This window comes from Myroides odoratus (assembly GCF_001549985.1).
Taxonomy (GTDB): Bacteria; Bacteroidota; Bacteroidia; order Flavobacteriales; family Flavobacteriaceae; genus Flavobacterium; species Flavobacterium odoratum_A.
On the sequence record NZ_LROZ01000031.1, the window covers coordinates 1 to 14,722 of the forward strand.

The 14,722-nt window shown below is 35.1% G+C and carries 13 protein-coding genes and 3 pseudogenes; 3 read left to right on the forward strand and 13 right to left on the reverse strand.

All coding sequences use genetic code 11. The annotated features are described in order from the left end of the window. Positions 1-297, reverse strand: a pseudogene (locus tag AWV75_RS17805) (hypothetical protein); the annotation flags it as partial. A gap of 1,844 nt (positions 298-2,141) precedes the next feature. Here AWV75_RS17805 and AWV75_RS17815 point away from each other — a divergent pair. Beyond that, positions 2,142-2,837 carry an aspartate/glutamate racemase family protein gene (locus tag AWV75_RS17815; RefSeq protein ID WP_060875625.1) on the forward strand — a complete coding sequence of 232 codons (696 nt, stop codon included), beginning with the start codon at positions 2,142-2,144 and terminating at the stop codon, positions 2,835-2,837. A 378-nt stretch (positions 2,838-3,215) separates the two neighbouring features. Further along, on the forward strand, positions 3,216-3,494 hold the full coding sequence (locus tag AWV75_RS17820; RefSeq protein WP_060875626.1) for a hypothetical protein: 279 nt from the start codon (positions 3,216-3,218) through the stop codon (positions 3,492-3,494). 51 nt (positions 3,495-3,545) lie between these two features. Here the strand turns inward: AWV75_RS17820 and AWV75_RS18955 are convergent, their stop codons facing one another. Next, positions 3,546-3,704: a hypothetical protein gene (locus tag AWV75_RS18955; RefSeq protein ID WP_197429609.1), complete on the reverse strand. Its 159-nt coding sequence runs from the start codon at positions 3,702-3,704 to the stop codon at positions 3,546-3,548. A gap of 383 nt (positions 3,705-4,087) precedes the next feature. On the opposite strand from AWV75_RS18955, the gene AWV75_RS17825 reads away from it, so the two are divergent. Beyond that, on the forward strand, positions 4,088-4,813 hold the full coding sequence (locus AWV75_RS17825) for a DUF4328 domain-containing protein (protein ID WP_197429610.1): 726 nt from the start codon (positions 4,088-4,090) through the stop codon (positions 4,811-4,813). Between the two features lie 172 nt (positions 4,814-4,985). On the opposite strand, the gene AWV75_RS17830 is transcribed toward AWV75_RS17825, so the two are convergent. The 11 genes and pseudogenes from AWV75_RS17830 to AWV75_RS18960 all read right to left on the reverse strand — a co-directional run. Continuing rightward, positions 4,986-5,258, reverse strand: a complete 273-nt coding sequence (locus AWV75_RS17830) for a hypothetical protein (RefSeq protein ID WP_060875628.1) — start codon at positions 5,256-5,258, stop codon at positions 4,986-4,988. 127 nt (positions 5,259-5,385) lie between these two features. After that, positions 5,386-6,063, reverse strand: coding sequence for a GlxA family transcriptional regulator (locus tag AWV75_RS17835; RefSeq protein ID WP_060875629.1), 678 nt, complete (start codon positions 6,061-6,063; stop codon positions 5,386-5,388). Between the two features lie 196 nt (positions 6,064-6,259). Further along, positions 6,260-6,826 carry a class I SAM-dependent methyltransferase gene (locus tag AWV75_RS19190; RefSeq protein ID WP_231738194.1) on the reverse strand — a complete coding sequence of 189 codons (567 nt, stop codon included), beginning with the start codon at positions 6,824-6,826 and terminating at the stop codon, positions 6,260-6,262. A 108-nt stretch (positions 6,827-6,934) separates the two neighbouring features. Then, a pseudogene (gene trxB / locus AWV75_RS19195) lies at positions 6,935-7,849 on the reverse strand (thioredoxin-disulfide reductase); the annotation flags it as partial. Positions 7,850-8,055: 206 nt separating this feature from the next. Beyond that, positions 8,056-8,511 carry a GNAT family N-acetyltransferase gene (locus AWV75_RS17845; protein ID WP_060875630.1) on the reverse strand — a complete coding sequence of 152 codons (456 nt, stop codon included), beginning with the start codon at positions 8,509-8,511 and terminating at the stop codon, positions 8,056-8,058. 10 nt (positions 8,512-8,521) lie between these two features. Further along, a complete protein-coding gene (locus AWV75_RS17850; RefSeq protein ID WP_060875631.1) occupies positions 8,522-9,247 on the reverse strand; it encodes a GNAT family N-acetyltransferase in 726 nt (241 codons plus the stop codon). 570 nt (positions 9,248-9,817) lie between these two features. After that, a complete protein-coding gene (locus AWV75_RS19200) occupies positions 9,818-10,474 on the reverse strand; it encodes a hypothetical protein (RefSeq protein ID WP_231738193.1) in 657 nt (218 codons plus the stop codon). A gap of 54 nt (positions 10,475-10,528) precedes the next feature. After that, a complete protein-coding gene (locus tag AWV75_RS17860; protein WP_060875632.1) occupies positions 10,529-11,239 on the reverse strand; it encodes a hypothetical protein in 711 nt (236 codons plus the stop codon). Positions 11,240-11,333: 94 nt separating this feature from the next. Continuing rightward, a complete protein-coding gene (locus AWV75_RS17865) occupies positions 11,334-12,266 on the reverse strand; it encodes a PorP/SprF family type IX secretion system membrane protein (protein WP_060875633.1) in 933 nt (310 codons plus the stop codon). 4 nt (positions 12,267-12,270) lie between these two features. After that, positions 12,271-13,542: a gliding motility-associated C-terminal domain-containing protein gene (locus AWV75_RS17870; RefSeq protein ID WP_060875634.1), complete on the reverse strand. Its 1,272-nt coding sequence runs from the start codon at positions 13,540-13,542 to the stop codon at positions 12,271-12,273. An 81-nt stretch (positions 13,543-13,623) separates the two neighbouring features. Beyond that, a pseudogene (locus tag AWV75_RS18960) lies at positions 13,624-14,722 on the reverse strand (hypothetical protein); the annotation flags it as partial.

Genomic DNA, 14,722 nt, shown 5'->3' on the forward strand with positions numbered 1-14,722 from the left:
AGCACCCCCAGGTGCAATTTTAGCCGTAGTAATTCCCGCATTAGCAACGGATAATTGCATGGCATTTAATACTGCCTGATCTCCATTATCCACTTGAATTGATCCATCAGCCGCTGTAGCCGCTTTTCCTTGGGCAGCTACGGCAGTGTAAATATCATTTTGAACGGTTGTATCGTTGATAATTTCCGTAATATTCTCAATAACACTTCCCGCCACATCAATAATGGCTATCGGTGTTGTATCATCAGACTTATCGAAAAAGGCATACGTATTATCTGTTGTTTTTTCAATACGCAACGTATTGGCATCAAATTTNCATCAATAATGGCTATCGGTGTTGTATCATCAGACTTATCGAAAAAGGCATACGTATTATCTGTTGTTTTTTCAATACGCAACGTATTGGCATCAAATTTTACGCCTCGCCCTGTAATGGGATTTCCGTCAGCATCAATACCCTTTTCGTTATAATAGGTGAATGTACCATCGCCTCCATCTACTAATAAGGTAACTTTTTCATTAAACTCAAAAGCTTCTTGAATAACTTCATCTGATGCATCAACCCATTTCACCGCGCCATTTTCGTCCGTAACCAACAATTGCTTAGCTCCTCCAGGTGCGATCTTTGCTGTGGTAATACTTGAAGGCTTAATGCGCAAAGACGCAGCTGTCAATACGGCTTTTTCTCCGCCAAGTACTTCAATACTCTCATCTCCTGTTAATGCCTTAGCGTTCACCGAAATGGATTGAATAATTTCGTTAATTACGCCTTCTTCATTGATAATCGTTTGTATATTCTCAATTACATCAGCGGTTACATCAATAACTGTAGTCGTTTGATCTTCTGAAGTATAAATGTATTTTCCTTGTCCATTTGACTGAAGTGTAGTCACAATATTAATATCAGCTAAAGGTACAGAAACAACCCCTTGTTTTGTATCGCGTAAAAAGAGTGTTCCTTCTGTCAAATTAACCGCCAGCTCTTCATTTACAGCCACCTCTTTTAAGAAATCATCGCTAGAAGACAACAAGCGGACCCATTGTTTGTCAAACCAAAAATAGTAACCTGGTTTTAACTCTTGATTGGCTGTTGTATTAAATACAAGCAAACTATTTGGCGTTTGTCCTCCTGTCATTCCTCCATTGCTAGTAGCTGACTCTAGGGGAATCCTTGGAATCAACACCCCTTTAAAGCTTCCTTTAGTGGCTTCAACATCTAATAAAGCCGCTGGGTTCGGATTTGCCGTCCCAATTCCCACTTGGGCAAACGCAAATCCCGACATCATAAGTAAGGCTACTGAAAGTACATTTTTTTTCATAAACAACTATATTATCTTAATTATAAACGATTACAAGTTGGAATAAGTGAATAATTCACCATTCCTTACTTCGGTGGTTGGCACTCATCTTTATTAATCCAAACACCTATTGTGCATAGGATGCCGCCATCTTTAAAATCCCCAATTATAAAGATTTAAGCTTTTTTTTAGTAATTAAAAAAATCCTTAACACCTATAAAAAAAACAAAAAACAACATTATTTTGTGTTTATTATTTTAAACTATTTGTATTTTAGCCTAAATATAAGTTAATTACATTGTATTTTATATAAATAATTACACCAATATTAAATACGGATAAAAATTATTTACTTTTTATATATTGTTTTATTTATCATAATTTTTAACAATAAATGAAATAAAACAATAAAATAAAATCAAGCATTGCCTATAAATTCTTCCTTTGCTTTTACCTAAAAAACGCAAGTTCCTCTAAGCAAGCGCCATTTCTCAACCGCCTATAGTCAAAATTACCCGGATCGAGCCACATACATTGACCCTAGATATGCTGTTTCGGAGCGGTGTTAGGTGTAAACGATGAGTCACCCCGATACGCGAAAGACAAGTACTAAAAAACCCGGCCTAAACAAGGCGGGTTTTTTTAGTTTGTATCGTGCTGTGAAGTAATCTTAAAAGACAAAGCAGTAGATTATATCCTTTTAATTACTCCTGATACGGGGTAAAACTTTTCTTCGTAAGGCTAAAGCTATTTTTTGAGGTGAAAATAAGTATACTCAAGATACAGATGTAGATTTACTGTATTAATTTAGTGTCTTTAAAATTACAGGACTAAAATCAAACAATGAAATCGAATAATAAAACACTTGGTATATTAGCAGGAATGGGACCTCGTTCTACAACCCCTTTTTTAGAACAAGTCCTTGATGAATGTCAAAGACAATACAATGCTGTTTTAGATGAAGAATTTCCTAAGATTATCATCTATTCCTTACCTACTCCATTTTATTTGGATCGAGAAATAGACCATGACTTAATGCAGAAAACAATTATCGAAGGGTTAAAAAAGTTAAAAGAAAATGGAGTGCACAGTATTGCTATGCCTTGTAATTCAGCTCATATCTATATCAATCATCTACAACAAGCTATAGATACAAAGCTTTTTAATATTATTGAGCAGACGGTGAATCAATTACCTATAGACAAAACAAATGTAACCTTGTTTGCTACTAAAACAACTTTTGACTCTACTCTGTATCAGAAAGAAATACTTACTAAAGGACATACTTTTGTCTTTGAATCGCATTGGCAAACTCGTTTAAATGATCTTATATCAGGTATTAAAAAAGATAAAAGCAATCCCCATAATTTACTCCTTTGGGAGGAGTTGCTTCAGGAGGTTAAAGCTAAAACTAGCTGTATTATTATTGCTTGTACGGATCTAAATGTAGTGATGCAGCATAGCAATGTCGAGGCTCATTTTGTCGACTCTTCTTTAGCATTAGCGAAAGCATTTGTTCAAGATTATGTAGATAACTAATTTACTTTAAGTATATACTATGTTTCATCACGCGCTATACCTATAGTTTTGTGTTATTTCAAAAGAAAGGAGCATATAAACCAATGCTAAAAAGGTTCTATATGCTCCTTTCTTTTTATTGCTAGTTCGGTTATTTTATTTCCATGAGTAGCATTTTTCTTTTCCGTTAACTTGTAGAATACTTCTGAAAAGCTCCTTCTACACTTTCTATTTGCCATTCTCTTTCCATTTCAATAAATCACGTACAAATTCAAGCAGGAAGTTTTATATTAACACAACTTATATTTAAACTGTATATTTGGTTAAGAATCAACACTTTGTTTTTTATTTTAATTAACATTTACTATTTTAACACTAACCAATTTTAAATTATTTAGTATGAAAAAATTAATTTTATGTGCATTTGCACTTGTTGTTGTTAATGGTAGTGCGTTTGCATCTAATGGAGAACCTGTTGAGAAAGAAGTATTAGAACAAGACAAACCTTGTAAATTTAAACTTAGAGCCTATCATCCTGACACTGAGGAAGAAATTGCTTCTGAAATCTTCACAGGTCGTGAAGGAAAAGATGAGTGTTTTAAACGAGGTTTGATAGAGCAAGAAAAATGGGCAGAAAAATATCCTGAAGCTAATATTAGTATGGAAATTTTAAAATAAATCTACTGCAAGGCCTTAAGAAATATAATTTCTTAAGGTCTTCTTTTATATTTAAAACGGTGTATTATCTCTTTTAAAAGCATCTACAGCATTTATCGCCGGAATATAGGCTTCCGCATTATGATACACATTTGCTTCCTGCTGATTATTTCCATTCTCGTTACGATCTGTTAGATCAATAAACGTTGTCGTATCACCAATCCATTTCAAGAATGCAGTTCCAACGGATCCAGCATGATACTTAGCAAAGATTATTTCTGTATTTATTCTTTGTTTAGTAATTTTATCCTACTCCAGGTTACTTTAATCTCAATATCGTAATACTCAGGACAATAAATAAACGCAACGAGATCTGTATCTTGTTCAATACGACTTAGTGCTATAAAAGTTAACAACAACGGGCATTTAGAGCTTCAATACTATTGTTTTTTTTTGTTAATTTTGCGGATATAATTGACTTTTATTAAATTTTAGCTAAAGTGAAATAGATGATTTCCATTTTGGCAAGGCATAGCAACAGTTGAAAATTTTAAAACAAAAATTTTTTTTAGAGAATACTTAGCATAAAAAATAAATCTCTAATTAAGAAGCGTTTGGCACTGAACGTGTCGCAAACAAAAGGAAAAAATATGGAAAGATTAAAACCCAATGGTCAAAGAGCCAAAAATGCAATTATATTGATATGGATTATGTTAGCATTAGATATTATATCTTTAATTTCTGGGTATTTTCAATTCGATTTGCTTCAAATGGCTGCCAAAGGCAATGAAATTTCCATAGAACAAGCAAATGCAAATGACACCCGAGAACAAGTTATCAGCCTACTATGCTCGATTGCTTATATAATCTCGGGAGTAACTTTCATTCAATGGTTCAGACGTGCGTACTACAATTTACATCTAAGAGTAACTAATTTATCTTACAAAGAAGGTTGGGCTGCGGGTAGTTGGTTTGTACCTATTCTTTGCTTATTTAGACCCTACCAAATCATGAAAGAATTACACGTGGAAACAAAAGCATTATTGGCAAGAAAAGGCGTAAGCATGAATCAAAATTTCTCTGCCAATATTTTAGGAATATGGTGGGCTTTTTGGATTGTAAATAATGCAATGGGTCAATACATATTTCGTTACGCACAGCGAGCTGAAACAATCGATGAATTAACGATATGTACAGTAACAAGTATGGCTAACAACATCATAGGAGTACTACTTGCTTTACTTACAATAAAAGTTATTACTAACTATGCTACTGTAGAACCTTTATTACTAGAAAGTGATGAAAGTCCAAAAGCTTCAGTTGAACTTATTGTTGAATAAGTCTTTTGCTTTTGTAAGGAGGTAAATAGTAATGAAAAAACCTGCTCAGTTTTAATTGAGCAGGTTTTTTTAATTCCATCTTTTTTGCTGCAACATCACGTCTATACTTCATCGCTGTTGTATTCCTATGATTTACAAGTAATTTGACTGGAATAGTACAAGCTCTTACCTCTTAAATCGAACATTCTTCTTCAGAAACCTCCATAAATATTTCAATGAGATTGCCAAATCGTAATCTGAGATTATTAATGATGTTATCGACTTCACTTAATGTGTAACATCCACTGGTGCGAAATACCTCCTTACCAAATAGGTCAACATAAATAGTATGATCATAACGAGGTTCAGACAATGCTTCTTCTGTTTTTATCTCATTCATGCTCATAGCATTCACTGTACTTCCCAGTAAAGTGAAAAGGCAAACTAACAAAAAAATGTTTTTCATAATGTATGTTTTTATGGTTAATTTGTAAAATTATTAAAATATATTAACAATATTAATTAATAATCTACATTTAACGATAACTGCATATTTAATGTAACATTTAATAATTTCATGCAAGGTTCTTGCTTTATAGTTGCTCTGGCCATTGTTGCTCTACATGATACTCATACTGCATTAATTTAGCAATTTTATCTTGAATCACTTGACCACTGTATTGCTCTACAAGGTATAAAGCCAAGTCGATTCCTGAGGTTATCCCCGAGGCGGTAAGAATTTGGCCACTATCGACAAAACGCACATTTAAAACAACCTCTGCATTAGGTAAATGCGCTCCTAGTTCTGCTGCATCTAAATAATGTGTAGTAAATCGATGCCCATCCAATAATCCCGAATTTGCCAGAAAATAAGCCCCTGTGCAAACGGATGCTAGGGTTGTACCCCTGTCTTTTTGGTCAACTAAAAATTGCTTGATGTTGGCTTGTTTCGAACGTGTTGTAGCCACTTCTATAGGACTACCTGGTATGAGAATTAGATCTACTTTAGGCAACGTTTTAAAACTGTACTTAGGGGTAATAGGAACAACATTTCTCTCTGTTTCAATGAGCGTTCCATCTTCAGAGAATAACAATAGCTCATACTGATCATTGGTAAACCGGTTTGCTTTTACAAAAACATCAGTAGGACCTGCAAAATCTTGTAATTCCATCTCTGGATATACAAAGATTCCAATTTTCATTTTCTCTTGGCTCATGACGACTCCAGTAACTAAACTTAAAACAAGAGTCAGTGGTGGATATAATTTCATAATCTAAGTGTATAAAGTTCAAAAGTAAGGATAGCCCATCTAGTAGTGGCTCTAATTTTTATGCTAATCGTATAGACATTCAATACTCGTGATTTACTTCACCATGATAGTGGATGGATAACCCAACAATCACGTCTAAAAGAGCGTTTACTTGTACCTTAAAAATCGATTCAACCCTATGGGGATTGGTTAACGATTACTTCGTACCATAGAATCGCAGTAGCGAAGACAATCCTTGATGGTAAATCCCTTCATTTAAAACGACTTGTGTTTCATACGATTCTCTTGCAGTTAAGTCTTGGAAGGCTTCTTTCATCTGGGCGTAATTATAGAGCTGTGAAGCCTCTCTTGGACCTCCAGCAAATGGATCTTTTTGATTAATCACGGTTTGTTTTTTGCTAAATCCCTCAAAGATTAGTCGTCCACCTGGTTTTAGGTATTTGATTAGCTTACTGTGTAGTAAAGGTGTATAAATTAGAGCTACTACATCAAAAGAAGCTAACGCATAGGTTAAGTTTTCCATCTCTGTTAACTCATAGTTTAGCTGTACTCCTGTTTGTGCTGCAAGTTTTAAAGCCTTGGTTTTTCCATATGCACTAATATCAAAACAGTATACTTCCCATCCTTTGCTAGCTGCATACACGGCATTGCGCCCTTCTCCTTCAGCTGCAAGTAATATTTTTCCAGGAATTAGGCTGTCAATTTTATCTTTAAAGTAACTATTGGGGATTATCCCATAGGCGTATTCTTCTGCTTGGTACATCTTGTCAAAGATACTCCCCTTGTTTTCCGCTACTTGGTATTCTTCTAGTGCTAAGACATTCGCATCTGTTTCTACACAATATATTCCGTTTTTACTCCATCTATTGTTTAAGAATCGCTCAGCATCTATGGCCGCCATACATCCACTTCCTGCTGCGGTAATCGCCTGTCTATACTTAGTGTCTTGTACATCTCCACAAGCAAATATTCCTGGGATATTCGTTTCGGTTGAACCTGGAATGGTTTGTATGTAACCTACTTCGTCTGTATTGACCAAAGAAGTAAATACTTCCGTATTCGGTGAATGACCAATCGCAATGAAAATACCATCTACACGTACCTGTCTTTGACTATTGGATTGATTATCCAGCACAACTGCTGCTTCTACGAAGTGTTCATTTCCAATCACATCGACCAGCTCTGTATTGTAATGAATTTCTATGTTATCATAACGCTTGACGTGTTCTTGAATAATTGCAGAGGCTCTAAAGTGATCCTTTCGAACGAATAAATGTACTTTACGCGCTAAATGAGCTAAGAATATAGCCTCTTCTAAGGCGGTATCTCCACCTCCAACGACAATCACTTCTTTGCCTTTATAAAAGTACCCATCACAAGTAGCGCAGGCCGATACCCCCATGCCCAAATACTTTTGTTCATTGGGAATACCCAAATACTTAGCTGATGCTCCTGTGGCAATAATGACGCTATCACTGTAGTATATTGCTCCATCACTTGCGGTTAATTTAAAAGGTCTATCAGAGGCATCTACTGAAACAATCATTTGATGTTTTACCACGGTTCCAAAACGCAAGGCTTGTGCTAACATCGCATCAACAAGATCTGGCCCTTGGATGCCTTGGGGAAACCCCGGATAATTATCTACATCTGTTGTCTGAGTTAATTGCCCGCCTTTTATCATACCTGAGAAAAGTACGGGTTTTCTCCCATAACGCGCCGCGTATATCGCAGCTGTATACCCTGCGGGACCAGATCCTATAATAATACATTCCTGTTTTTCCATGCTATTTGTAGATTAAATTGTACGGAGTCAAAATTCAGCATTTGTTGTTGGCTAGTGCTTAACCATATGGGATGAAAAATGGCACAAAACACAGCATCTTACAATAAAAAAAAGCAAGTGATTTTCGCTAAATCACTTGCTTTTGAAATCAGATATAAATAGTTAATTTTCTCACTTGTATGAGTGAAAAAAACAGGGGTTATTTCTTACAACACTAACACATAAACAAGCTCCCCATCTTTGATAGTACCTGTAAATTGAAACCCACAAGATTCATATAGACGGATAGCTTTTTGATTGCTTTGATCCAAACCGAGGTAGATTGCTTTTGTTTTATTGTCTGTTTTTACTTGCTGAACAAAAGCTAGAAAAGCGGCTTTCCCCCACCCTTTTCCCTGATATTGGTAATCAATCATAAATCGAAGAATCCAATAGTTAGGTTTGTCTTTGACATAAGGTCCTGACAGGATAAAACCGATAAGTTCTTGTTCTGCATAAATTGCCTGGGGACGTAGTTCAGGATAAAATTTGGATTCTGCTATAGACATCGCATTGCCACAAATATATTCTTCTTCAGCAGTTGGGATACCATCCTTATTTGTGGTTAATAATCCCACGTCATAATAGTTATCAGCAGTAATTTCTTTTAATTCTAACTTCATATTAAGTTGATTATTTTATACTTACATTCCACAACGCAAATAAATCAAGATTTAGCTTTTTAGCTAGTCCAACTGATGCGCTATTATCTAGTTGACAGCGATATTGAGGCTCATAGCCTTCCGCTAAAGCAGATTGGCTCATCATTTCTATTACTTTTTTAGCATAGCCCTTGCCTCTATATGAAGGTAAGGTAAGAACGCCCATATCCCCAATCAGACTGCCTTCATCCCAAGGGTACATACTAGCAACAGCAACGAGTTGATTCCCTTCAAAGGCTCCGTAGACTTTCCAATGATCCAGTGCTACAGCGGCATCATCTAAATCTTGTGCTGTTGCACTAGCTTCAAATTTAGCAAAATAGCTTGCATCTTCTTTGGTTAAGGCTCTAATGTTGGCTGAGCATACTAAATTCTTCATGCTGTTTTTTTCTTTAGCTGAAAAATAAAAGACATAATCTGCTCCGTGTAAAAGAATGTGATGTTTTTCTAAAACACGTTTAAATTCTACAAAGTCAAGCTTTTCAATGTTTTCTTTGCCTAACCGTTTTAAAAGGTCCAAACGCATAATAACCCAATTTTCCTTTTGAGCGCCTTCTACGATCATAATTTCATAGTCTTTGTCTAAATCTTCATTTAAAAAAACACAATACGAATCATTTTTAAATGCTATAGTGATTCCAGTTTGTAGCTGCCAATAGGCATTTACTATTGTAGAGAATTCTTGTTTACGCTCCATTTCGTTTTTTTACCTATTGTTTATTGGATTCCTACAGGAAGAATACCTTACATAATGAATAAGACCCAATGATTCATTTTCATTTTTTGTGCTTTGTCATTTAAATATCATCAAAAGGCTTTCCAAAAATACAAGTCTATTCAGGTTAACTTCGTATACCAACAACAGATTAAATAGCACAAAACACATCTTTGTGCGACTCTTGTATTTTCTTTCTTTTGATTAGTTAGATAAACTGATCTAAGATAAACAGATTTAGCTATACTTTTATTGTTCTGATTTTTAGCCAACTTTTCGAAGGCCAGCTAAGAATCAAGATGATCTTCTGTAACAGCTAATAGTACGTTTATTGGCTTGAAACACGCTCACTTTGTTTCATTCATTTGGTTTTTTCTTTCAGTTTTATTCAATACATATAAACTTGACTCAATATTGAGCCATGGGAAGCGTTGTAATTTATTGATTTAAAGTTGAGTATTAGAAAAAAATAACCCTACAAGATAAGGGGGAACTTGTAGGATTATTGAAATAATTATTTTAAATAAAGTTTTAGTTTGAATAATAAATCACTTAGTTTGTTTGTTTTACTTTCGTGACTTTATTAATGACAAACAAACCTGCGTTAGGGTAATATGTGGGTGAATCTGCAAAAGAAACGGTAATTTTTTTAGTTTGTGCATTATAAGATAAAGTATGACCAGATGTCGCTGAGCAACCACTTGCTTTAGCTAATATTTCCAGTGAGGTGCCAAAAATATTTTCAGTTGAACTAAGGATTACCTCATTATATTTAGTATCTCTAGAGGTAGAAATACCATGTAGTTCAGCTCCAATATAGGTGGTCCCTATAAAATAAATGGTAAACTTAATCATGACTCCATAACATGCTCCAATTCCAAAACCTTCTAAGGTTGTGATATACCCATTTTCCAAAGTAAAAGGAAGTTCTTCTCTATGTGTTGAAGCCATGGGTGCAAAGCCTAAATAAGTAGAATAAGAGGTTAAATCTTTAGACAGTGAAACGATTTTATTGTTTTGATCGTGTCCAATAGCATAAAAAGCTTCTTTTTCTTTAACTACAGGAAGATCTCTGATGATTAAATCACCATTTACCTCTAAAGTTGCTTGTGGATTGGTTGTATTAATTCCCGTTTTTACCTGTGCCAGAAGTAAATGAGGTAAGAAAATCAGGAATACAAGTATATAATTCAGGATATAATTTTTCATATTTTTTATTTAGCATTGAAGGAGTTTAAAAAAACAATCATGATATAGAACGAGTTAGAAAACTAAAACTGAAATGTTTAATAAGGAATAATCTCCTCTATTGAATGGGTTACTAGCTACCCGTAAATCTTCATCACCTAGGGTACCGCCACTATAATTAGAACGGGCTTTGATTTCATACTTAACCTGGACTTCCTGTGCCGTTGCATCAATAAATTCGATATAAGTCAAAGGAATAATAATGAATTCCTCAACAAAACCAGAAGAGTGAGCAAGTTGGGCTGTATTAGAAATAAGAATCGCATTATTCTTAAAAATACCCGACGAAATACCAGCTAAATTGAGTATGTTTTTGGTTTGTTGCACACAAATCTGTGAAACCAAGGTAACCATTGCCTTTTTGCCTTTAGGAATAGTTATCGTTTTGGTTAAATTGGGTACAGTTAACCACGGTTTATTTAATCCTGCAGGTAGAAAAATACTATTGGTTTGTTGAACTTGATAAACACTAGGCGAAAGTATATTATCTAGATTGGTCCATTGCGGGCTATTCCCTGCGCCTTTTGATACTAAGACTTCACCAGTGTTCCCTGCACTCCCTTTTGCTGTTGCAGTTGCTCCTACATGAATGGAGGATGCAATGCTAATATCTCCATTGACATGTAAATCAGAAAGCGGATTTTCTGTGCCAATTCCTGTTTTTTGTGCATAACTCAATACAGAGATTAAAAACAGGCCGATAATCATTTTATAATTTAATTCCATATCTATTCTTTTTTAAGAAAATCAAGACTAGTCTCTTTTTACCAGCTGATTTTAGGTTTATACTAATTGTTCGTTCTTTTCGGTTATTTTTACTTTAAAAGAAACGAGGGGCATTAATTCTACTATCGCGTTTGAAAAGCTCAAATCGCAAAAAGACTTCATGCGATCCAGAATTGTAATGACGAAGTTGGGTTGTTTCAAAATCGTAGGCATAGCCTATAAATAAGTCTTTAGTTACTTGAAACCCAGCTAGGGCACTTACGGAAGCATCCCAACGATACGCCGCTCCAAGTGTGAATTTTTCATAGAATAGGAAGTTAGCTGTTGCATCCACTTGTAAGGGTGAACCACTAACCGCTTTTGCTAAAACAGCAGGTTTAAATTGTACTTCCTTCCCTAATTCAAATACATAACCTCCCATCAAATAAAAATGAGCCTTTTGACGCATTGTATTGACTTCATTATCATCATAACGATCTTTGGTCAAGAAGTTGGGAACTGAAATTCCCAAATAAGCTCGATCAGAATAAAGGTAAAGTCCAGCTCCTATATTGGGATTAAACTTGTTGCTGATATTTTCTTGAGCAACAGGATCTGTAGGATGATAAATGGTCAATTTGGTGTAATCTACGTTGAGTAAATTAGCCGTTCCTTTTAATCCGAAGGCCAACTTATAGTTGTAGTTTATATTGATTGCATATGCCAAATCCACAGCGATATTATTTTCTTCCATAGCTCCTAATCGATCATTCATAAAGTTAACCCCTAACCCCAATCCACTATCTCCTAAAGGGGTGGATATTGATATATTAGCTGTTTTAGGAGCACCTTCTAAACCCACCCATTGCGTGCGATACATCCCAAATACATTCAGTGTCCCTCTACTTCCTGCATAAGCTGGATTAATCATCGTGGTATTGTACATGTATTGTGTATACTGAGGGTCTTGCTGTGCATAAAGGGGAGGAAGAAAGCCTACACCTAGTAGGCTTAATCCCCAAATTATAATTCTCTTTTTCAATTCCATAACCTTAATTCGTTTCTAAATGTAAATACCCGGATTTCTTAACTTTACGTGAACCACTTGAATCTTCATATTCATAGGTGATGACATAAAAATAGGTTCCGCTTGGTAGTTGCTCTCCTTTTTTCAGGGTAACTCGTCCATCCGAATATCCTTTGAATACATTGCCAGCACTATCATAATTGGTTGTATCAAACACTTTTATTCCCCATCGATTGTAAATCTCTACGGTATTATTAGGAAAACGAGTGATATTATCAATCAAGAAATAGTCGTTCTTTCCATCCCCATTGGTGGATACAAAATTGTAAATCACAAGATCACCTTCTTGTATCAGATTGGTTTTTATGGACGCTAAAGTGAAATATCCATACCCTTTAACTTGAGTTGCTGTAGTAATGGTACGTCTGGACATATCCACGACACCTCCTTCATCCACCCACAATTGTTGCTTTTCATCCCATCGAACGATATGTAATTCCTTCTCTGGATCTTTTAACAAGGCAAGGTCAGTGGTGCGTTCATCCCAACTCAAAGTCAATAATACATCCTTTGTTTTATTATCCGAACGTGTTAATTCCCAGTATTCTTTAGTATTTATTGTTTGAATAACGCCTGCTACGTTGGCTTTTTTCTCAAAGAAATCACCCGTAGATAAACGATATCGACTCACAAATAAATCTATTTCTTCAGCTGGGGCTGAAATTGCAGCGGGACGATGATATCCCCCCTCTCCTATGGGAAAAGCAAAAGCTTGTGCACCTTGTTTTTCTACGGGTCCACTCACATGACTAAGGTCTGAGGCATTTATAGCAGTCGCTTTGGATAGAAAAGTAAACATCCCTTTCTCCTCTTCTACTTGAATGATACCAGAAACGAAGTTAGATTCCCCTTTGACTGAAATTTCATTAGATAAGTTAAAGCCCAGGTCTGAAGATGCATGATCAAATTCGACATTTTGGAATTCTATGAGTTTATTTCCACTAATTTGGATTGTTTTTTTAGCATCCTTAGGGGAGAAAAAGACTTTAGCATTTTTAGTTAAAGTTCCTGGATAGAATAAATTATCATTTTGAAAATCATTGTAATAATAAATTTGGCCGTGGTTTTCAAAATTCCCCAAAGCGCTATTTTCAAAGGCATAGTCACTACTGAGAATTGTACCTTCAGCAACTACTAATTCACCTACATTTACAAAGTGATTGGACTGGTTTTCTTGTGCCAGAACAACTGAACTGCAGAGGGTGAAAAAGGTTAGTTTTATATAAGCTTTTTTCATAATTAACTGTTTAAAAAATGAATATGCAATGGTAAATACGACTAAAAGTCAATGAATAAGTAGATTTCATTTGTTCTATTACTACTTGTTCCATCTACTTTCTAATGCATTAAGCCTATTTTCTAGTTCGTTATTCTTCTCTAGTAATAGTTGAATTTTATTCTCTTTTTCATTTAAAGCATCTTTAAACTCAATAAGATGTAAAAACAACTCCTCGATTTTTTCAAGCTGTTGAATGGATAGTTCAGACAAATCGAATTGATAGCCATTTTCATTTCTTTCCAACTCGCTAATTGGCGTTACACCTGGTAAATGATAGTTGGTGGAAATGAAGGATTTAATATCATCGAGGCTTGAAAACTCATAATTGGATTTAATTGAAGAATCACCTAAGAAATATTTTTCAAAAACGTAATCAGCATATACTGAACTAGTAGTGAAAAACTTCCCTTTTGTTTGAATATTCCCTTCTACATATAAGGCAACATTGTCTTTTAATGTAGGCTCTGTAGTGGAAGAATCTAATCCAATATATACTTTTCCTGTACGGTATATATTTTCGTTTTGAGCAAATGAAGGATCTTCCGTTAAGGTTTTATTCCATGTGCTTTTTTGTGGATTACCTGAAAAACTTACCCCTGTTGCTGTTGGTAGTAAAGTACCTGTAGCATCATAATCCTTTTCATTGTAATAGGTATAGGTTCCGTCTGTATTATCTACTAAATTAGTCACGGTTTCATTGGCTTTTACCAATTGTTTTAGATTGATTACTTGATCTGCGCCAGCTGCATCTTTATACAGTAAATCCGTTCCATTATAGGTTACATTCCCTTCAACGTCTTTGGCTACTTGTTCAATAATCTCTTTGACTTTCTCTGGATTGTTATTGACAATGGTTTCGAAGTTATTCGCTACAGAAGCAGGAATATCAATAATGGTTTCTGTGCCATTCTCTGATTTATAGGTATAGGTCCCATCGGTATTAGCAAGTAAAGTTGTAACGGTTTCGTTGGCTTTTACCAATTGATCCAAGTTGATCACTTGATCATTTCCCGTAGCATCTTTGTACAGTAAATCCGTTCCATTATAGGTTACGTTCCCTTCAACATTTTTGGCCACTTGTTCGATAATCTCTTTTACTTTCTCTGGATTGTTATTGACAATCGTTTCGAAGTTGTTG